The sequence below is a fragment of the Bradyrhizobium sp. 141 genome, from assembly GCF_023074055.1.
In the GTDB taxonomy this organism is placed as follows: domain Bacteria; phylum Pseudomonadota; class Alphaproteobacteria; order Rhizobiales; family Xanthobacteraceae; genus Bradyrhizobium.
The window spans coordinates 79,773-99,574 of sequence record NZ_JADPKR010000094.1 but is presented as its reverse complement, the minus strand read 5'-3'; the positions used below and the strand labels follow the sequence as shown (position 1 = coordinate 99,574).

General features: G+C 63.7%; 16 protein-coding genes. 13 read left to right on the top strand and 3 right to left on the bottom strand.

Annotation, left to right across the window (positions count from 1 at the left end):
• Position 1 precedes the first annotated feature (1 nt).
• Both pimA and IVA81_RS27930 read right to left on the bottom strand, forming a co-directional pair.
• Positions 2-1,663, bottom strand: a complete 1,662-nt coding sequence (gene pimA, locus IVA81_RS27935; RefSeq protein ID WP_247323972.1) for a dicarboxylate--CoA ligase PimA — start codon at positions 1,661-1,663, stop codon at positions 2-4.
• Between the two features lie 84 nt (positions 1,664-1,747).
• Positions 1,748-3,844, bottom strand: a complete 2,097-nt coding sequence (locus IVA81_RS27930) for a 3-hydroxyacyl-CoA dehydrogenase NAD-binding domain-containing protein (RefSeq protein ID WP_247323971.1) — start codon at positions 3,842-3,844, stop codon at positions 1,748-1,750.
• 131 nt (positions 3,845-3,975) lie between these two features.
• On the opposite strand from IVA81_RS27930, the gene IVA81_RS27925 reads away from it, so the two are divergent.
• The 10 genes from IVA81_RS27925 (at position 3,976) to IVA81_RS27880 (ending at position 15,316) form a co-directional block, all read left to right on the top strand.
• Positions 3,976-4,842 carry an IclR family transcriptional regulator gene (locus tag IVA81_RS27925; RefSeq protein ID WP_247323969.1) on the top strand — a complete coding sequence of 289 codons (867 nt, stop codon included), beginning with the start codon at positions 3,976-3,978 and terminating at the stop codon, positions 4,840-4,842.
• Positions 4,843-4,908: 66 nt separating this feature from the next.
• Positions 4,909-5,706 carry an ABC transporter ATP-binding protein gene (locus tag IVA81_RS27920; protein WP_247323967.1) on the top strand — a complete coding sequence of 266 codons (798 nt, stop codon included), beginning with the start codon at positions 4,909-4,911 and terminating at the stop codon, positions 5,704-5,706.
• The gene (locus IVA81_RS27915) at positions 5,703-6,416 is read left to right on the top strand and encodes an ABC transporter ATP-binding protein (RefSeq protein WP_247323966.1); all 714 of its coding nucleotides are present in this window, start codon (positions 5,703-5,705) and stop codon (positions 6,414-6,416) included. The genes IVA81_RS27920 and IVA81_RS27915 overlap by 4 nt, the downstream gene beginning before the upstream one ends.
• A gap of 13 nt (positions 6,417-6,429) precedes the next feature.
• A complete protein-coding gene (locus IVA81_RS27910) occupies positions 6,430-7,308 on the top strand; it encodes a branched-chain amino acid ABC transporter permease (RefSeq protein ID WP_247323964.1) in 879 nt (292 codons plus the stop codon).
• Between the two features lie 2 nt (positions 7,309-7,310).
• A complete protein-coding gene (locus IVA81_RS27905) occupies positions 7,311-8,330 on the top strand; it encodes a branched-chain amino acid ABC transporter permease (RefSeq protein WP_247323962.1) in 1,020 nt (339 codons plus the stop codon).
• A 38-nt stretch (positions 8,331-8,368) separates the two neighbouring features.
• Positions 8,369-9,604, top strand: coding sequence for an ABC transporter substrate-binding protein (locus IVA81_RS27900; protein WP_247323960.1), 1,236 nt, complete (start codon positions 8,369-8,371; stop codon positions 9,602-9,604).
• Between the two features lie 120 nt (positions 9,605-9,724).
• Positions 9,725-10,951, top strand: coding sequence for an ABC transporter substrate-binding protein (locus IVA81_RS27895; protein ID WP_247323958.1), 1,227 nt, complete (start codon positions 9,725-9,727; stop codon positions 10,949-10,951).
• Positions 10,952-11,199: 248 nt separating this feature from the next.
• Complete coding sequence (locus IVA81_RS27890) at positions 11,200-12,429, top strand: ABC transporter substrate-binding protein (RefSeq protein ID WP_247323955.1); 1,230 nt, start codon at positions 11,200-11,202, stop codon at positions 12,427-12,429.
• A 179-nt stretch (positions 12,430-12,608) separates the two neighbouring features.
• Positions 12,609-13,838, top strand: coding sequence for an ABC transporter substrate-binding protein (locus IVA81_RS27885; RefSeq protein WP_247323953.1), 1,230 nt, complete (start codon positions 12,609-12,611; stop codon positions 13,836-13,838).
• Positions 13,839-14,032: 194 nt separating this feature from the next.
• Positions 14,033-15,316 carry a glycerate kinase gene (locus tag IVA81_RS27880; RefSeq protein ID WP_247323951.1) on the top strand — a complete coding sequence of 428 codons (1,284 nt, stop codon included), beginning with the start codon at positions 14,033-14,035 and terminating at the stop codon, positions 15,314-15,316.
• A gap of 110 nt (positions 15,317-15,426) precedes the next feature.
• Here the strand turns inward: IVA81_RS27880 and IVA81_RS27875 are convergent, their stop codons facing one another.
• Positions 15,427-15,948 carry a MarR family transcriptional regulator gene (locus IVA81_RS27875; RefSeq protein WP_247323949.1) on the bottom strand — a complete coding sequence of 174 codons (522 nt, stop codon included), beginning with the start codon at positions 15,946-15,948 and terminating at the stop codon, positions 15,427-15,429.
• A gap of 180 nt (positions 15,949-16,128) precedes the next feature.
• On the opposite strand from IVA81_RS27875, the gene IVA81_RS27870 reads away from it, so the two are divergent.
• Genes IVA81_RS27870 through IVA81_RS27860 form a run of 3 tightly spaced genes read left to right on the top strand, consistent with a single transcriptional unit; the run spans position 16,129 to position 19,674 of the window.
• Positions 16,129-17,169 (top strand): branched-chain amino acid ABC transporter permease, encoded by a 1,041-nt coding sequence (locus IVA81_RS27870; protein ID WP_247323947.1) that lies wholly within the window; start codon positions 16,129-16,131, stop codon positions 17,167-17,169.
• A gap of 7 nt (positions 17,170-17,176) precedes the next feature.
• Positions 17,177-18,946, top strand: a complete 1,770-nt coding sequence (locus IVA81_RS27865; protein WP_247323940.1) for a branched-chain amino acid ABC transporter ATP-binding protein/permease — start codon at positions 17,177-17,179, stop codon at positions 18,944-18,946.
• Positions 18,943-19,674, top strand: coding sequence for an ABC transporter ATP-binding protein (locus IVA81_RS27860; RefSeq protein ID WP_247323939.1), 732 nt, complete (start codon positions 18,943-18,945; stop codon positions 19,672-19,674). The genes IVA81_RS27865 and IVA81_RS27860 overlap by 4 nt, the downstream gene beginning before the upstream one ends.
• Positions 19,675-19,802: the final 128 nt, after the last annotated feature.

Genomic DNA, 19,802 nt, shown 5'->3' with positions numbered 1-19,802 from the left:
TCTATGGTTTGGATTGTGACGGTTTCTGCTGCTGGCGCAATTCATGCCGCGACAACTTTCCGACCGGCGTGCGCGGCAGATCGTCGACGAATTCGACCGCGGCCGGTAATTCATGCTTGCCGAGCTTGCCGGCGAGCTGCGCGCGCAGCTCGTCTAGCGAGAGCAGCTTTGCGTCCGGCTTCAGCTTGATGAAGGCCTTTGCGGCCTCGCCGCGATAGGGGTCGGGAATGCCGAGCACGATCACCTCGTGCACGCCTGGAATGGTGTAGATCGCCTGCTCGATCATCTGCGGATAGACGTTGAAGCCGCCGGAGATGATCATGTCCTTCTTGCGATCGACCAGGAAGAAATAGCCGTCGGTGTCGACATAGCCGATGTCGCCCGTGAGGAAGCGGCCGTCGACGAAGGCCTCCGCCGATCCCTCGGGCTTGTTCCAGTAGCCTTGAGTAACGTTCGGCCCCTTGATGCGGATCTCGCCGACTTCGCCCGGCGGCAGCACTTTTGTCGGATTGTCCAGCGCGACCACATCGAGCTCGATGCCGGGCAGCATCAGGCCGATCGAGCCCGGCTTGTCGGGACCTGTGGGCGGATGACCGGTCCCGGGCGAGCAGGTCTCGGTCATGCCCCAGCCGCTGCGCAGCTTCTTGCCGACCTTGCGTTCGAAGAAGTTCGCGGTCTCCACCGGCAGCGGCGCGCCACCGGAGCCGATGGTGGCGAGCGAGGAGAAGTCGCGCTTGTCGAGGTCGGGGAGCGCGGCGATCGCGATCCACATCGTCGGCACGCCCGGAAAATACGTCGCGCGCTTGACCTCGATGTCGCGCATGACGGCTTCGACGTCGAAGCGCTGATGCAGCGAGATCAGATTGCCGCGGCTGAGCGAGGAGAGCAGCACCACGGTGAGCGCATAGATGTGGAACAGCGGCAGCACGCAGATCGCGCGTTCAATCACGTCGCCGCGCGCGGCACGCGACGGCTTGCCCCAGACGTCGTAGATCGACACAGCGGAGGTGAGATTGCCGTGCGTGAGCATCGCGCCCTTGGGCAGGCCGGTGGTGCCGCCGGTATATTGCAGCAGCGCGACGTCGTCTGCCGTCACGGCAGGCCATTCTGCCGGTGTGGTCGCACCCTCGACGAACGCCTTGAAGGTCACGATGCGGGGATCATTGGGGATCGCCGCCTGCGGCGTGCCGACCTTGCCCCAATGATCGTCCTCGCAGACGACGAGGCGATCGATCAGCCCCTTCTCCAGAAACTTCAGCGCGTTCGGCAGCAGCGCTGCGAGATTGGACGTGACGAGCAGGCGCGAGCCGGAATCGGAGACCTTGTGCGTCAGTGCGATCTCGCCGTCGAGCGGCGACAGATGCGCAATGCGGGCGCCGGCCCTCAGCGCGCCGAAGAAATTGACGGGGTGATCCGGCGAATTGCCGAGGAACAGCGCGACTGACGTGCCCTTGCCGCAGCCGGCGCGCAGGAACGCCGCGGCGGCGCGCTCGGCCATCGCGGCGAGCTCGGCATAGGTGATCGAACGGTCCCGGAATTCCAGCGCGGTGCGCGGGCCGTAGTCGGCGGCGGCTTTTGCCAGCAGGTCAGGCAGCGAGCCCTGGACGATGGTGTCGTCCCACCGCACGCCCTCGGGGTAAAACTGTTCGCCAGGATGGGTCATTGCTTCCTTAAACCACACAGCAATCATTCCGGGGCGCCCGAAGGGCGAACCCGGAATGACTGAGAGTTGGAGCGCAAAGCCCCATCACGCCGCCTTCGACGCCGCCGCCAGCGAGGCAAACGTCTTGCCTTCGGCCGCGAGCTTCTTCAGCAGCGGGGCGGGCTCGAGGCTGGGGTCGTTGGTCTCCTTGGCGTAGAAGGCCAGCCGATCGGCGATGTGCTTGAGGCCGACGCTGTCGGCCCAGAACATCGGGCCGCCGCGATAGATCGGCCAGCCATAGCCATAGAGCCAGACCACGTCGATGTCGGATGGACGTGCGGCGATGCCCTCTTCCAGGATCTTCGCGCCCTCGTTGATCATCGGATACATCATCCGCTCGAGGATCTCGTCGTCGCTGACGATTCGCTTCTTGCGGCCGAGACGCAGCAGCGTCTCGTCGATCAGCTTCTCGACCTCCGGATCGGGCAGCGCCGAGCGCGAGCCTGCCTCATACTTGTAGTAGCCCTTGCCGGTCTTCTGGCCGAAGCGGCCGGCTTCGCACAGCGCGTCCGCGATCTCCGACTTGATGCCGCGGTCCTTGCGCGAGCGCCAGCCGATGTCGAGCCCGGCGAGGTCGCCCATCGCGAACGGACCCATCGGCATGCCGAACTTCGTCACCACGGCATCGACCTGCTGCGGCAGGGCACCCTCGAACAACAGCTTCTCCGACTGCTTGCCGCGCTGTGCCAGCATGCGGTTGCCGACGAAACCGTCGCAGACGCCGACCACGGCCGGCACTTTTGCAATTTTCCGCGCGATGGTGACGGCCGTCACCAGGGCATCCGGCGCGGTCTTGTCGGCGCGGACGATCTCGCACAGCTTCATGACGTTGGCCGGGGAGAAGAAGTGCATACCGAGCACGTCCTGCGGACGCTTGGTCGACTTCGCGATCTCGTCGATGTTGAGATACGAGGTATTGGAGGCGAGCACCGCGCCGGGCTTGACGTATTGATCGAGCTTGCCGAACACTTCCTTCTTCACCGCCATGGTCTCGAACACGGCTTCGATGACGAGGTCGGCATCGCCGACATTCTCGATGCCGACGACGCCGTTGATCAGCGCCATGCGCTTGGCAGGCGCGTCAGCCGGGATACCGCCGCGCGCCGCGGTCGCTTCCCAGTTCTTCTGCATGATGCCCATGCCGCGCTTGAGCTGTTCCTCACCGGTCTCGATCAGGGTGACGGGAACGCCGGCATTGGCAAAGGACATCGCGATGCCGCCGCCCATGGTGCCGGCGCCGAGGATGGCGACGCGGTTCACGGGACGCGACTTGGTGCCGTCAGGGACGCCGGCGATCTTGCTGGCTTCGCGCTCGGCGAAGAAGGCATAGCGCTGCGCCTTGGACTGGTCGCTGGCGACGAGCTTCAGGAAGCCCTCGCGCTCCTTCTTCAGGCCTTCGTCGAAAGGTAGGTCAATGGCGTAGCCCACCGCGTCGGCGGCGGCGAACGGCGCCTCCAGGCCGCGCGACTTCTTGGTCATGGCGGCGACCGCATTGGTGAAGATCGAACGGTCGGCCTTGGCGGCCGCGATCTTGGAATCGTCGTCGCGCAGGCGGCGCAGCGGACGCTTCTCGGCCAGCAGCTTGCGCACGAAGGCCTCGCCGCCCGACGCCGGTCCCTCGACGATTTCCTCGATCAGGCCGTTCTTCAGCGCTTCCGCGGCACCGATGGGATCACCGCCGACGATCATCTTGACCGCGAGCTCAGGACCGACCGCGCGCGGCAGGCGCTGGGTACCGCCAGCACCCGGCAGAAGGCCGAGCTTCACCTCGGGCAGGCCGAGCTTGGCTTCCTTGACCGCGACGCGGAAATGACAGGCGAGCGCGACCTCGAGGCCGCCGCCGAGCGCCGTGCCGTGGATCGCAGCGACCACCGGCTTCGGCGAGTTCTCGATCTCGGACAGCACATCGTTGAGGGCGGGAGGCTTCGGCGGCTTGCCGAATTCGGTGATGTCGGCCCCCGCAATGAAGGTGCGGCCGGCACAGGTCAGCACGATGCCCTTGATGGCAGGATCGGCGATTGCGGCCTTGATGCATTCCAGGATGCCCCCGCGGACTGCGGCACTCAGCGCATTGACCGGAGGGCTGTTGACCGTGACGATCCCGACTTCGTCATGACGCTCAAGCTTGACCACTTCGCTCACGGTGTCCCTCCTTGGTGGGGCTATATACTTTTGTCGATTTCGCGGTGCGGAATTTAATTCCGCATCTTGACGGCAGGGTTATTTTGAAGCACGGACGTTGTCAACGACTCCGCGCAAGAAGCAGATCAGGGATGAAGCGTACAGGAAAGAAGACCGCGACCGATCGGAACTTCGTCGTCGCGCTTTCCCGCGGACTGGACGTATTGCGCGCATTCGAACCCAATGACGGCCTTCTCGGCAATCAGGAGATCGCGGCGCGGACCAACCTGCCGAAGCCGACCGTGTCACGCCTGACCTATACACTGACCAAGCTCGGCTATCTGGCGCCGGTTCCCCGCTTCGAGAAGTACCAGCTCACGCCCGCCGCCATGTCGCTCGGCTACGCAGCGCTCGCCAATCTCGGTGTTCGGCATTTGTCCGAACCGTTTCGCGAGGACGTGATGCGCGCGACCGGCGGCGCCGTCGCCGTCGGCGGCCGCGACCGTCACAGCATGATCTATTTCGGGCAGAGCCGCGGCAGCGAGACGGTCGGTGTCCAACTTGACGTCGGGGCCCGCGTGCCGATTGCAACCAGCGCGATGGGTCGCGCCTATTTCTGGGCGCTCGACAGCGACGATCGCGCAGAACTCTCGCGCCTGCTGCGCGAGCATTACGGCAGCCGCTGGCCGAAGATGCGCGATGGATTGGAACGTTCCGGCGAGACCGTCGCGAAATACGGCTTTGCGATCTCCGTCGGCGACTGGCACGACGACATCGGCGCCGCCGGCGTCGCGCTCAAGCTCAACGACGGAACCGGTCCTTACGCATTCAATTGCGGCGCGCCCGCATTCCGTTTCACGGAAGAGCATTTGATCAACGACATTGGACCGCGTCTCTTAGCGATGGTAAGGAACATCGAAGCGGCGCTCGGGGGTCTGATGCCGCATTCCAAAAAAGACGTCAGCAAAAAGCTGAAATCAGGAGGGAAAGTTGCGCGTGTGGCCGAGGGATTCAGATAGCCTTTGTCATCATCGGGAGCGGTTCGCATCGCCCCTTCGCTCACTGAACGATGTGGGCGAGACGAGATGACGCAGGCACAGCTCGCGCAGGGGACATCGCCCCTGCTCGCGGTTCGCGACGTCAGCGTCGTGTTCGGCGGCATCATCGCGCTCAACGGCGTGTCCTTCGACATGCACAAGGGCGCCATCCTCGGATTGATCGGTCCCAACGGCGCCGGCAAGACCACGCTCTTCAACTGCCTGTCCCGGCTTTATCAGCCGTCGTCCGGCGACATCCTGATGGAAGGCGCAAGCATCCTGACGCGGCCGCCGCACCGGATCGCCGAGATCGGCATTGGCCGCACCTTCCAGAACGTGGCGCTGTTTCCGAACTTGTCGGTGATGGACAACGTCCGCGTCGGCACCCATTCGAAGACCTCCAGCGACATTATCAGCGACTCCCTGAAGCTTGCCTGGGTCCGGCGCAGCGAGACCAACGTCAACAAGAAGGTGCACGAGATCCTCGCCTATCTCGATCTCGAGGACGTAGCCCACACCGTCGTGTCCGGCCTGCCCTTCGGCACGCAGAAGCGCGTCGAGCTGGCGCGCGCGCTGGCGGCCGATCCGAAGATCCTGCTGCTCGACGAACCGGCCGGAGGCCTCAACCATGAGGAAGTCTATGTGCTCGGCGACCTCATTCGCCGCATCCGCGACGAGCGCCACATGACCGTGCTGCTGGTCGAGCACCACATGGGCCTCGTGATGTCGATCGCCGACCACGTCGTCGCGCTGAATTTCGGCAAGAAGCTCGCGGAAGGCACGCCTGCCCAGGTGCAGGCCGACCCCGACGTCATCAAGGCCTATCTCGGGAGCAAGGACCAATGACGACGCTGCTCAACGTCAAGGACCTGCGCGCCTATTACGGCCAGGTCCAGGCGCTCCATGGCCTGTCCTTCTCGCTCAACGAGGGCTCGCTCGTGACGCTGCTGGGTGCCAACGGCGCCGGCAAGACCACCACGCTGCGCGCGATCTGCAACATGGTGCGCTCGACCGGCGCGATCGAGTTCGACGGCAAGCCGCTGAACAACCGCTCGACCGAGAACATCGTGCGGTTCGGCATCGCCCATGTGCCGCAGGGCCGCGGCACCTTCACCACCATGACGGTGGAGGAGAACCTCCAGCTCGGGGCCATCACCCGCAAGGACAGCGCCGGCATCGTCTCCGACATCGAGCGGATGTACGCGCATTTCCCGGTGCTGAAGCAGCGCCACACTCAGCAGGCCGGCACGCTGTCCGGCGGCGAGCAGCAAATGCTCGCGGTTGCCCGTGCCCTGATGCTGCGGCCGCGGCTGATGCTGCTGGACGAGCCGTCCTTCGGCCTCGCCCCGCTGGTCGTGCGCGACCTGTTCGGCATCCTCGGCAAGATCAACCGCGAGGACAAGGTGTCGATCCTGGTGGTCGAGCAGAACGCCCAACTCGCGCTCGAACTCGCCGACCAAGCCTATGTGATCGAGACCGGCCGCATCGTGATGTCGGGCAATGCCAAGGACATCGCGAACAACGAAGAAATCCGCAAATCCTATCTGGGTTACTGAGGGAGCCGGGACAATGGAGCTGTTCACTAACCAGGTCCTGGCCGGCATCGCCACCGGCGCGATCTATGCCTGTATGGCGCTCGCCGTGGTCATGATCTACCAGGCCATCGACCATCTCAACTTCGCGCAAGGCGAGATGGCGATGTTCTCGACCTTCATCTCTTGGCAGCTGATGCAGTGGGGCGTGTCCTATTGGGCCGCCTTCATCATCACGCTGGCATTCTCCTTTGTCGCCGGCATCGCGATCGAGCGCATCCTGTTCAAGCCGCTCGCCAAGGCACCGGTGCTGACCAATGTCGCCGGCTTCATCGCGCTGTTTGCGATCATCAACTCCTCGGCCGGCCTGATCTGGGACTTCACCATCAAGCAGTATCCGACCCCGTTCGGCTCCTCGCCGTTCCTGGGCAGCCAGCTGATCTCGACCCACCAGGCCGGCATGATCGGCGTCACCGTGCTGCTGCTGCTCGGCCTCTACTTCTTCTTCCAGTACACGCGCATCGGCCTTGCGATGCGTGCGGCCGCCTCGGTGCCTGAATCGGCCCGGCTGGTCGGCATCAACACGTCCTGGATGATCGCGCTCGGCTGGGGCATGGCGACCGCGATTGGTGCGATCGCCGGCATGCTGATTGCTCCGGTCGTGTTCCTCGAGCCCAACATGATGGGCGGCGTGCTGATCTACGGCTTCGCCGCCGCGGTGCTCGGCGGACTGACCAGCCCGTTCGGCGCCGTGGTCGGCGGCTTCCTGGTCGGCGTCTTCGAGAACCTCGCCGGCACCTACATCCCCGGCGTCGGCAACGAGCTGAAACTTCCGATCGCGCTCGCGCTGATCATCTCCGTCCTGGTCGTCAAACCCGCTGGCCTGTTCGGCCGGCAAATCGTCAAGCGAGTTTGATCATGAGCGCTGCAGAAGAAGTCGTTGGCGAAGGCCACGAAGCGGTCGAGGCGGTTCCGAAGCGGGCCATGACGCTGGGCACGGGCACCTCGCTGTTGGTGCTGGTGGTGCTGTTGATCGTGCCGGTGTTCGTCAAGAACTTCATCATCTTCCAGATGACGATGCTCCTGATCTACGGGCTGGCCGTGCTGGCGCTGAACATCCTGACGGGTGGCTCCGGCCAGTTCTCGCTCGGCCAGAGCGCGTTCTACGCCGTCGGCGCCTATACGTCGGCGGTGCTGATGGAGCACGCCAACATCAACTACGCGCTGACGATTCCGATTTCCGCAACGGTCTGCTTCGGATTCGGTTACCTGTTCGGCAAGCCGGCGCTGCGGCTTTCGGGCGTCTATCTCGCGCTCGCGACCTTCGCGCTTGCCACCGCGATGCCGCAGCTGCTGAAGCTGAACTTCCTCGAGCACTGGACCGGCGGCGTGCAGGGCCTCGTCGTCACCAAGCCTGACGCGCCATTCGGCCTGCCGATGTCGCAGGACATGTGGTTGTACTATTTCACCCTCCTCGTGACGCTCGCGATCTACATCTTCTCGGTGAACCTGCTGCGCTCCCGCTCGGGCCGCGCCTTCATGGCGATCCGCGACAACGAGATCGCGGCCTCCTCGATGGGTGTCAACGTCGCGCGGTACAAGACGCTGGCCTTCGGGGTGTCCGCCGGCATTACCGGCGTTGCCGGCTCGCTTGGCGCCATCGCCGTGCAGTTCGTCGCGCCCGACAGCTACACCATCACGCTGGCGATCTCGCTGTTCCTCGGCATGGTCGTCGGCGGCGTCGGCTGGCTGCCCGGCTCGTTCGTCGGTGCTGCCTTCATCATCTTCGTGCCGAACATGGCGGAAAGCATCTCCAAGGGCCTCTCCGGCGCGGTATTCGGCGTCCTGCTGTTCCTCGTCATCTACCTCGTGCCGCATGGCGCGAGGCAGATCGCGATCCTGGGCCAGCAATTCGCCGACAAGCTCAGAAGAAACTGAAACTCGCAAAGACTGTTGTTTAAACGAAGGAGACCGAATTGCGTTTTGAAAGAACACTGCGAGCCGCCGCGCTGGTCACGGCAACGGCGGCCATTGCCCTCACCTCCGGCGCTGCACTCGCTCAAAAGAAATACGACACCGGGGCGTCCGACACCGAGATCAAGATCGGCAACATCATGCCGTATAGCGGTCCGGCGTCGGCTTATGGCGTCATCGGCAAGACCGAAGAAGCCTATTTCCGGATGATCAACGACAAGGGCGGCATCAACGGCCGCAAGATCAACTTCGTCACCTACGACGACGGCTATTCGCCGCCGAAGGCCGTCGAGCAGGTCCGCAAGCTGGTCGAGAGCGACGAGGTTCTGGTGGTGTTCAACCCGCTCGGCACGCCCTCGAACACGGCGATCCAGAAATACCTCAACGCCAAGAAGATCCCGCAGCTCTTCGTCGCCACCGGCGCCACCAAGTGGAACGACCCGAAGAACTTCCCCTGGACCATCGGCTGGCAGCCCTCCTACCAGAGCGAAGCGCAGATCTACGCGAAATGGCTGATGAAAGAGAAGCCGGACGCCAAGGTCGCGATCCTCTATCAGAACGACGATTTCGGCAAAGACTACCTCAAGGGCACCAAGGACGGCCTCGGCGCCAAGGCCTCGTCCATGATCATCATGGAGGAGAGCTACGAGGTCTCCGAGCCGTCGATCGACGGCCATATCGTCAAGATCAAGGCCGCCAATCCCGACGTGCTGCTGATCTACACCACGCCGAAGTTCGCGGCCCAGACCATCAAGAAGACCGCCGAGCTGAGCTGGAAGCCGCTCCAAATCCTTACCAACGTGTCGATCTCGGTCGGCAGCGTGATGAAGCCGGCCGGTTTCGAGAACGCGCAGGGCGTGCTGTCGGCGGCCTATGCCAAGGATTCGACGGATCCGCAGTGGGCCAACGACCCCGGCATGAAAAAGTGGAACGAGTTCGTCGACAAGTACATGCCGGGCGCCGACAAGTCGGACACCAGCATGGTGTACGGCTATGGCGCCGCCTCGACCCTCGCCAAGGTGCTGGAAATGTGCGGCGACGATCTGACCCGCGCCAACATCATGAAGCAGGCGGCCTCGTTGAAGGACTTCACGCCGGACACCATGCTGCCCGGCGTCAAGCTCAACACCAGCGCCACCGACTTCGCCCCGATTTCGCAGCTCCAGATGCAGCGCTTCAAGGGTGAGAAGTGGGAACTGTTTGGCGAGATCATCAGCGGCGACGTCGCTTCCGAGTGACACGCTGACGCAATAGTCCGCCCCTCGAAAGCCCCCGCGAACGATCGCGGGGGCTTTTTGTTGACGGCTGGCGTCAATCTTGTTCAATGCGGCGCCGATCCAACTCGGGGTAGGAGAACAATGACCGCCGTTCGTTTTCAGGTTGTGGCCCTCTGGACCGGGCTCGCTTTGTGCACTGCGATGAGCAACCCGGCACTGGCGCAGAAAAAGTACGACAGCGGCGCCTCCGATACCGAGATCAAGATCGGCAACATCATGCCCTATAGCGGCCCGGCCTCGGCCTATGCCGCGATCGGCAAGGCCGAGGAAGCCTATTTCAGCAAGGTCAACGCCGAGGGCGGCATCAACGGTCGCAAGATCAGGTTCATCTCCTATGACGACGCCTATTCGCCACCGAAGACGGTGGAGCAGGCACGCAAGCTGGTCGAGAGCGACGGGGTGCTCCTGATTTTCGGTTCGCTCGGAACGTCCACCAACGGCGCCATCCGCAAATACATGAACGAGAAGAAGGTGCCGCAATTGTTCGTGGCGAGCGGCGCCTCGAAGTGGAACGATCCCAAGCAATATCCCTGGACCATGGGCTGGCAGCCGAGCTACGCGAGCGAAGCGCGCATCTATGCCAAGTACATCATGAAGGAAAAGCCTGACGGAAAGATCGGCGTGCTCTACCAGAACGACGATTTCGGCAAGGACTATCTGAAGGGGCTGAAGGACGGTCTCGGCGCCAAGGCCTCGATGATCGTGCTGGAGGAGGCCTACGACACCTCCGAGCCCGCGATCGATGAACACGTCGTCAAGCTGAAGGCCTCGGGCGCCGACGTGTTCATCAGCATCACCACGCCGAAGTTCGCCGCGCAGGCGATCAAGAAGGCGGCGGAGATCAACTGGCATCCGGTCCACATCGTCTCCAACGTCTCGGCCTCGGTCGGCGGCGTGATCGAGCCGGCGGGCCTCGAGATCTCCCAGGGCATCCTGTCGGCGAGCTACCTCAAGGACGGCGCCGATCCGCAGTGGAACGCCGACGACGGCATGAAGAGGTTCTATAGTTTCCTCGCGCAATACGATCCCAAGGCCAACAAGCTCGATGCCGGCGTCGTGTTCGGTTACGCCGCCGCGCAGACCATGGTGAAGGTGTTGCAGATGTGCGGCGACGATCTCACCCGCGAGAACGTCATGAAGCAGGCCGCCCGCCTGAAGGATTTCGCACCCGACACGCTGCTGCCCGGCATCAAGATCAACACCGCGCCGGACAATTTTGCCCCGATCGAGCAGCTCCAGATGATGCGCTTCAAGGGCCGGAAATGGGAGCCGTTCGGCGACATCATCTCCAGCGAGACCGGTCACTGAAGCCGAGCGGGCTCACAATTAAAAATAGCTTATATTCCACAAGACAACTTCCGCGCAGCCGATTGACGGCGCATTTCATCTCACGCGCCGGAATATTCCGCATCGTCTCGAATAAAGATCGCCTAGCTGCAAAGGCGTTCTCCTTGCTGGCCGCCTGGGAAGGGTATTGAATGTGTGCCGGAGCGACGCGAAACGATCGCTTCCAATCAAGAACATCGACACATTCAAACCGACCTAGGGAGAGCAAGATGCCTGCAATGCATGTGCGATTGGGGGCCTTGTCGGCCGCCCTCGTGCTGGCTGCCACGCTATCCACGACAGCGTTCGCGCAGAAGAAATACGACACCGGCGCATCCGACAGCGAAATCAAGATCGGCAATATCATGCCCTACAGCGGACCAGCCTCCGCCTACGGCGTGATCGGCAAGACCGAGGAGGCATATTTCCGCAAGATCAATGCGGAAGGCGGCATCAACGGCCGCAAGATTAACTTCGTCTCCTATGACGACGCCTATTCGCCGCCGAAGACCGTGGAGCAGGCGCGCAAGCTGGTCGAGAGCGACGAGGTGCTCGTGGTCTTCAACTCGCTCGGCACGCCGCCGAACTCTGCGATTCAGAAGTATCTGAACCAGAAGAAGGTGCCGCAGCTGTTCGTCGCCACCGGCGCCACCAAGTGGAACGACCCGCAGAACTTTCCGTGGACGATGGGCTGGCAGCCGAACTACCAGAGCGAGACCGTCATCTATGCCAAGTATATCCTGAAGAACAAGCCGGACGCCAAGATCGCGGTGCTCTATCAGAACGACGATTACGGCAAGGACTATCTGAAGGGCTTCAAGGACGGGCTCGGCGCCAAGGCGGCCTCGATGATCGTCATCGAGGACACCTATGAGGTCTCCGAGCCGACCATCGATTCGCACATCGTGAGACTGAAGGCCTCAGGCGCCGACGTCTTCATGAACATCACCACGCCGAAATTCGCGGCGCAGGCGATCAAGAAGAACGCCGAGCTCAGCTGGAAGCCGCTGCATTTCCTCAACAACGTCTCGAACTCGATCGGCAGCGTGATCAAGCCGGCCGGCTTCGAGAACGCGCAGGACGTCATCTCGTCGCAATATTTCAAGGATCCCACCGACGCGCAGTGGAAGAGCGACCCGGCGATGATCGGCTGGAACGAATTCCTGGACAAGTACTATCCGGAAGCGAACCGCGCCGACGCCGCTGTGATGTATGGCTACATCGTCAGCCAGGGCCTCGTTCACGTGCTCAAGGCCTGCGGTGACAATCTGACCCGCGAGAACGTCATGAAGCATGCCGCCAACATCAAGGACTACGAGCCGGCCGGCCTGTTGCCGGGCATCAAGGTGAACACCTCAGCGACCGATTTCGCACCGCTCTCGCAGCTGCAACTGATCCGGTTCAAGGGCGAGAACTGGGAGCGATTTGGCGACATCCTGAGCGGCGACGTCGGCGGCTGACATTAACCAGTCACTGAAGATATGGCCCAAATCGACTAAAGACGCAGCCCCTGCGGCCTTGCCGCAAGGGCTTTTCCTTGAAGCCCTCGGGTAAATCGTATTGAATTGCGGCAGCGTCGCCAAAAACAATCAAGCCAAGAAAAGGGACGCACACACACCAAGAAAATAGGGAGATAGGAATGCCCGCTGTCACCGGCAAGCTTGCGGCCGCTTCACTGGCGCTCGCGCTCTTTGCGGCCACGACCTCCACTGCGTCGGCCCAGAAGAAATACGATACCGGCGCGACCGATACCGAGATCAAGATCGGCAACATTATGCCCTACAGCGGACCGGCCTCCGCCTACGGCATCATCGGGCGGACCGAAGCCGCATATTTCAAGAAGATCAACGAAGAGGGCGGCATCAATGGCCGCAAGATCAACTTCATCTCCTACGACGATGGCTATTCGCCGCCGAAGACCGTCGAGCAGGCGCGCAAGCTGGTCGAGAGCGACGAGGTGCTGTTCATCTTCAACTCGCTCGGCACGCCGCCGAACTCGGCGATTCACAAATACATGAATTCCAAGAAGGTGCCGCAGCTGTTCGTCGCCACCGGCGCCACCAAGTGGAACGATCCGAAGGACTTCCCATGGACCATGGGCTGGCAACCCAACTACCAGAGCGAAACGCAGATCTATGCGAAGTGGCTCTTGAAGAACAAGCCGGACGCCAAGATCGCCGTGCTCTTTCAGAACGACGATTACGGCAAGGATTACCTGAAGGGCCTGAAGGACGGCCTCGGCGCCAAGGCCGCCTCGATGATCGTCATGGAGGAGAGCTATGAGACCTCCGAGCCGACCGTCGACAATCACATCGTCAAGCTGAAGTCGACCGGCGCCGACGTCTTCATGAACATCACGACGCCGAAATTCGCAGCGCAGGCGATCAAGAAGAACGCCGAGATCGGCTGGAAGCCGCTGCACTTCCTCAACAACGTCTCGGCCTCGGTCGGCAGCGTGATGAAGCCCGCCGGCTTCGAGAACGGCCAGGACATCATCTCGGCCGATTATCTGAAGGACGTGTCGGATCCCGCGTGGGCTAACGATGCCGGCATGAAGGACTTCCTGGCATTCATGACCAAATACTTCCCCGAGGGCGACAAGCTCGATAAAGGCACGATCGTGGGTTATGCCGTGGCGCAGACGCTCGTGCAGGTGTTGAAGCAGTGCGGTGACGATCTCACCCGCGCGAACGTCATGAAGCAGGCGGCGAGCCTGAAGGACTTCCGTACCGAGGCGCTGCTGCCGGGCGTGAAGATCAACACCTCGCCGACCGATTTCGCACCGATCAGCCAGCTTCAGCTCGAGAGGTTCAAGGGCGAGAAGTGGGAACTGTTCGGCGACGTGATCAGCGCCGACGTCGGCGGCTAGCCGCCTGACGATTTGACGACGAAAAGCCCCCTGCGAGGCCATCGCAGGGGGCTTTTGCTTGCGCGCCGATTATGATCACGCGATTGCATAATCGAATGATGGCAAAGCCGGCTTACGCTTTGACGCCCGATGCGGTAGGCAGGTGAACGGCGGCGTTGGCCGCCGGTTTCTTCCGTCTGCCGAAGGCCATCGTCATGACCGACCGACGTCCCCTGCTCCGCGCGCTCTACGACGCCGCCGTCGGCGCCGCCCATCCCAATGTGGTGCTGGCACCGCACTTGCCGCGCGCGCCCAAAGGACGCGTGATCTGCCTCGCCGCCGGCAAGGGCGCAGGTGCCATGGCCGCAGCGGCCGAGCGGCATTATCTCGACACGCTCGAGCTCGCACCGGAACGCCTCGTCGGCATCGCCACCACGCGCCACGGCTACGGCGTGCCGACGCGCCGCATCCGCGTCGTCGAAGCCGGACATCCCGTGCCCGATGAGGCCGGCCTCAAGGGCGCAGCCGACACGCTCGCGCTCGCAGGCGAGGCAAGGCCGGATGATCTGCTCCTGGTGCTGCTCACCGGCGGCGGCTCGGCGAACTGGATCGCACCGAGCGACGGCATCAGCTTCGCGCAGAAGCAGGCCGTCAACAAGGCGCTGCTGCGCTCGGGCGCACCGATCGGCGAGATGAACACGGTGAGGAAACATCTGTCGCGGATCAAGGGCGGCCGTCTCGCCCGCGCCGGCAAAAATGCCGCCGAGATCGTGACGCTCGCGATCTCGGACGTGCCGCATGACGATCCTTCCGCGATCGCCTCCGGTCCGACCGTCCCCGATCCGACCACGCTGGCCGATGCGCGCGCCAACGTCGCGAAATACAAGCTCGACATCGACGACGCCGTGCGCCGCGCGCTCGAGGACGAACGCAACGAAAGCTGCAAGCCTGACGATGCCGCCTTCGCGCGCGCGCGTTTCGAATTGATCGCGCGACCCAAGCAGTCGCTCGACGCCGCGGTGAAGCTCGCGCGCGAATCCGGCTACGAGACGATCGATCTCGGCGCCGATCTCGAGGGCGAGGCGCGCGAGGTCGCCGCTGCTCACGCCAGGCTGGCGCTGCAAGCACGCGCGCAAGGCAAGCGCCTCGCGATCCTCTCCGGCGGCGAGCTCACGGTCACCGTGCGCGGCCAGGGGCGCGGCGGGCCGAACCAGGAATACGCGCTGGCGCTCGCCAGCCTGCTCAAGGACACGCCAGATATCTCGGCGCTGGCCGCCGACACCGATGGTGCCGACGGCGGCGCCGGCAACCCCACCGACCCCGCCGGCGCGCTGATCGACGCGGCCACGTTCGCGAAGATGAAGGCGCTAGCGCTCCAGCCGCAGGCCTACCTGGACAACAACGACGCCACCGCGTTCTTCGAGGCGACGGGGGACCTGCTGCTGCCGGGCCCGACGCTGACCAACGTGAATGATATCAGGGTGATTTTGGTGGATTGAGGCCGAGATCTCCCCTCCGTCATGGACCCGGCCATCCACGCCTTCCCTCGCGGCAGGAAGACGTGGATGCCCGGGACAAGCCCGGGCATGACGTGGACGTGGAGCGTCCCTTAAAACTCGTTCGCGACCTTCGAGAGCATCGCGATGAGGGCTTCGCGGTTGGCCTGGCCGAGCAAATCGTTCAACCGGGCCTCATGCTTGGTCGCGACGAGCTTCTTGGCGCGGGCCAGCACGGCCTTGCCCTTGTCGGTCAGCACCAGGATGTGCGAGCGACGGTCGTTGGTGGAGCGGATCCGGGCGCAAAGGTCGCGGCTCTCGAGATTGTCGAGCATGGCCACGAAGTTCGGCCTGAGGATGCCGAGGGTGGAGGCGATCTCGGTCTGGTTACGGCCGGGATTTTTCTCGACCAGCAGCAGAACGGAGAACTGCGCCGGCGTCAGCTGGAGCGAGGCCATGCAGCGCAGGAAGTTCTCGAACACCTTGAGCTGCGCCCGCTTCAGGATATAGCCGAGCTGCTCGGAGAGCTCGCCGAGCTGGAGCGCCTCCGGTTGCGCCTCGGCCGCGTCCTTGCGGCCCTTGGCCGTGTCGGCAGGCTTCTCAGAGGACTTTTCAGCGGTTTTGGAAACGGTCATCGCCTCGTGCTCGTAATCCCGCTAAATTCGGGACAGGTCGTCCGTCCCACCCTTGATGTTATATTTGATAATTGTTATGGACCATATCAAATATCGCATGCGTTTTTCAATGGCTGTGAGCGGACCGTCCACCGCAATCGAGGGGGACCGGTCCGTAATCTTTAGGGGGAGCGTCCGGTCTTGAATACCACCATCATGCTGTTCCTGGTGCAGGATGGCATCACCAATGGCGCGATTTATGCGCTGCTCGGCCTGGCGCTGGTGCTGGTGTTCGCCGTCACCCGCGTGATCCTCATTCCCCAGGGCGAATTCGTCACCTACGGCGCGCTGACCTATGCCTCGCTGGCGGCGGGCCAGATGCCGGGCACGGCAAAGCTCGCGCTTGCGCTGGGCATCGGCGCCTTCGCCTTCGACCTGTTCGTCGCGCGCAAGGCGCTGCACGGGCGGCTGATCCTGCGCAGCGCTGTCACCAATATCGTGCTGCCGGCCATCGTGCTGGCCCTGACCGTGTATTTCGCCGGCCAGAAGCCGCCGGTCGCGGTCAGCATCGCGTTGTCGCTGGTGATCGTGGCGATGATCGGCCTCTATCTCTACCGCGTCGCATTCCAGCCGCTGGCCCACACCTCCGTGCTGGTGCTGCTGATCGCCTCAGTGGGCGTCCACCTCGCGCTGCAGGGACTGGGCCTCCTGTTCTTCGGTGCCGAAGGTCAGCGCGGACCAGCCGTGCTGTCCGGCGCCTTCACCGCCGGCGCGCTGCGCTTCACCGGCCAGAGCCTCACCGTCTACGGCATCACCATCGCCTTCATCGTCGGGCTCTGGCTGTTCTTCGGCCTGACGCTCTACGGCAAGGCGCTGCGCGCGACCGCCGTGAACCGGCTGGGGGCGCGACTCGTGGGTATCCGCACCACACTATCGGGGCAGATCGCCTTCCTGCTGGCATCCGTCATCGGCGCGTTGTCGGGCATCATGATCGTGCCGATCACGACGCTCTACTATGACAGCGGCTTCCTGATCGGCCTGAAGGGCTTCGTCGCCGCGATCATCGGCGGCCTCGTCAGCTACCCCTTAACCGCCGTCGCGGCGCTGGTCGTCGGCCTCGTCGAGGCGTTCTCGTCCTTCTATGCCTCCAACTACAAGGAGGTGATCGTTTTCATGCTGCTGATCCCCGTGCTGCTGCTGCGCTCGCTCGCCGCGCCCGCGGTCGAGGAAGAGAAGGACTGACGCCAAGATGCAGAGCCGGCTTCCCATCATCGTCTTCGCAGCTCTCATGGCGGCGATCCCGTTTGTCCCGGGGATGCCCCCGTTCTGGATCGTGCTGCTCGACAATATCGGTCTCGCGGCCCTGGTCGCGATGGGCCTCGTCCTGCTCACCGGCGTCGGCGGCCTGACCTCGTTCGGACAGGCTGCCTTCGTCGGCTTCGGCGCCTACACCACCGCGGTGCTGTCGACGGCCTATGGCCTGTCGCCCTGGCTGACGCTGCCGCTGTCGCTGGTCGTCAGCGGTTCGCTGGCGGTGCTGCTCGGGCTGATCACCGTCCGCCTCTCCGGCCATTATCTGCCGCTCGGCACCCTCGCCTGGGGGTTAGGACTGTTCTATCTCTTCAGCAAGCTGGAATTCCTCGGGAGAAACGACGGCATCTCGGCAATCCCGCCGCTCTCGATCGGCACGTTCAAGATGCTCTCGCCCGGCTCGATCTACTACGCGATCTGGGTCGCTGTGATCGTGTCGGCGCTGCTGACGATGAACCTGCTGGATTCCCGCACCGGCCGCGCCATCCGCGCGCTGCGCCGCGGCCATGTCGCAGCCGAAGCGTTCGGTGTGCACACGCCCCGTGCCAAATTGCTGGTGTTCATCCATGCCGCGGTTCTCGCCGGCCTCTCGGGATGGCTCTATGCGCATCTCCAGCGCGCGGTAAACCCGACACCGTTCGGCGCCCAGGCCGGCATCGAATATCTCTTCATCGCCGTGGTCGGCGGCGCCGGCTATGTCTGGGGCGGCGTCCTGGGCGCGGCGATCGTCGTGGTCCTGAAGGAGGTGCTGCAAAGCTATTTGCCGCTGATCCTGCCCGGCTCCGGACAGGTCGAGACCATCGTGTTCGGCATCATGCTGGTGGCCCTGTTGCAACTCGCCCCCGGCGGCCTCTGGCCGTGGCTGATGTCGTTCCTGCCTGAACCTACCCGTGGCAAGAAGCCCGACACGTCCCTGAAGCTGGCGCAGCGCACCCGTTCGCCCGGCCAGTCCAGCGTCCTGCTCCAGGTCGATAAAGCGCGAAAGCAGTTCGGCGGCGTGGTCGCCGTCAACAACGTCTCCTTCGACGTCCAGGCCCGCGAGATCGTCGCGCTGATCGGCCCGAACGGCGCCGGCAAGAGCACGACGTTCAACCTGATCACCGGCGTGCTATCGGCGACCTCAGGCTCGATCTCGGTGCTGGGCAGGAAGGTCGACAAGGCGCCGCCGCAGGAGATCGTCAAGCTCGGCATCAGCAGGACCTTCCAGCACGTCAAGCTGGTGCCTGACATGACCGTGCTGGAAAACGTCGCGATCGGCGCGCATCTGCGCGGCCATTCGGGGCCGATTGCCTCGATGCTGCGGCTCGACCGCACTGATGAGGCAAAACTGCTCGCGGAGGCCGCCCGCCAGATCGAGCGTGTCGGCCTCACTGAGCAGATGCATCAGCTCGCGGGCAGTCTCTCGCTCGGCCAGCAGCGCATCGTCGAGATCGCCCGCGCGCTCTGCGTCGATCCGATGCTGCTGTTGCTCGACGAGCCGGCCGCCGGCCTGCGCCACATGGAGAAGCAGCAGCTCGCCAAGTTGCTGCGGGACTTGCGCGACGGCGGCATGAGCGTCCTCCTGGTCGAGCACGACATGGGCTTCGTGATGAACCTCGCCGACCGCATCGTGGTGCTCGATTTCGGCACCAAGATCGCGGAGGGCAGCCCCGCCACGATCAAGACCAACCCCGAAGTGATCAAGGCCTATCTCGGAGTGGCGGCATGAGCGCGCTGTTGTCCGTCACCGACGCCCATGTCGCCTATGGCAAGGTCGAAGCGGTGCGCTCGGTCTCGCTCGAGGTCGGCGCCAACCAGATCGTCACCATCGTCGGCGCCAACGGCGCCGGCAAGACAACGCTTCTTTCCGCCATCATGGGCATTTTGCCGCTGAAGGGCCGCGTTACCTTTGCCGGCCAGGATCTCGCCCGGCTCGACATCGAGGACCGCGTCGCAATGGGCCTCGGCCTCGTCCCGGAGCACCGCGAATTGTTCGTGACCATGAATGTCGAGGACAATCTCGAGCTCGGGGCCTTTCGCATCGAGCGAAGCAAGGCGAAAGCGTCGATGGAGCGCGTCTACACGCTGTTCCCGCGGCTGAAGGAGCGCCGCAAGCAGCTCGCCGGCACGCTCTCCGGCGGCGAGCAGCAGATGCTCGCGATGGGCCGCGCGCTGATGGGCGAGCCGAAGCTCCTGATGCTGGACGAGCCGAGCCTCGGCCTCGCCCCGATCATCGTCGCCGACATCTTCCGCATCGTCACCGAGCTGCGCGCCAGCGGCGTCTCCGTGCTGCTGGTCGAGCAGAACGCGCAGGCCGCGCTGAAGATCGCGGACCAGGCCTATGTCATGGAGCTCGGTGAGTTCGTGCTCAGCGGCAAGGCCAGCGACATCGCGGCGAATGAACGCGTCGCGGCCAGCTATCTCGGCTTCCAGCACGAAGGTGACAGCGCGATCTGATTTCTCTTGCCCCCCTGGAGGGCAGCGGGATCGCATATGGACCGTCACAAGAGGTCGTCATGCCCGGGCTTGTCCCGGGCATCCACGTTCTTTGTGCTGCGTAGCCAGACGTGGATGGCCGGGACAAG

Excerpts from the sequence above, each read along its gene's own strand:
- pimA (WP_247323972.1), bottom strand. The coding sequence starts at position 1,663 with ATGACCCATCCTGGCGAACAGTTTTACCCCGAGGGCGTGCGGTGGGAC.
- IVA81_RS27925 (WP_247323969.1), top strand. The coding sequence starts at position 3,976 with ATGAAGCGTACAGGAAAGAAGACCGCGACCGATCGGAACTTCGTCGTC.
- IVA81_RS27920 (WP_247323967.1), top strand. The coding sequence starts at position 4,909 with ATGACGCAGGCACAGCTCGCGCAGGGGACATCGCCCCTGCTCGCGGTT.
- IVA81_RS27915 (WP_247323966.1), top strand. The coding sequence starts at position 5,703 with ATGACGACGCTGCTCAACGTCAAGGACCTGCGCGCCTATTACGGCCAG.
- IVA81_RS27910 (WP_247323964.1), top strand. The coding sequence starts at position 6,430 with ATGGAGCTGTTCACTAACCAGGTCCTGGCCGGCATCGCCACCGGCGCG.
- IVA81_RS27905 (WP_247323962.1), top strand. The coding sequence starts at position 7,311 with ATGAGCGCTGCAGAAGAAGTCGTTGGCGAAGGCCACGAAGCGGTCGAG.
- IVA81_RS27895 (WP_247323958.1), top strand. The coding sequence starts at position 9,725 with ATGACCGCCGTTCGTTTTCAGGTTGTGGCCCTCTGGACCGGGCTCGCT.
- IVA81_RS27890 (WP_247323955.1), top strand. The coding sequence starts at position 11,200 with ATGCCTGCAATGCATGTGCGATTGGGGGCCTTGTCGGCCGCCCTCGTG.
- IVA81_RS27885 (WP_247323953.1), top strand. The coding sequence starts at position 12,609 with ATGCCCGCTGTCACCGGCAAGCTTGCGGCCGCTTCACTGGCGCTCGCG.
- IVA81_RS27880 (WP_247323951.1), top strand. The coding sequence starts at position 14,033 with ATGACCGACCGACGTCCCCTGCTCCGCGCGCTCTACGACGCCGCCGTC.
- IVA81_RS27875 (WP_247323949.1), bottom strand. The coding sequence starts at position 15,948 with ATGACCGTTTCCAAAACCGCTGAAAAGTCCTCTGAGAAGCCTGCCGAC.
- IVA81_RS27865 (WP_247323940.1), top strand. The coding sequence starts at position 17,177 with ATGCAGAGCCGGCTTCCCATCATCGTCTTCGCAGCTCTCATGGCGGCG.
- IVA81_RS27860 (WP_247323939.1), top strand. The coding sequence starts at position 18,943 with ATGAGCGCGCTGTTGTCCGTCACCGACGCCCATGTCGCCTATGGCAAG.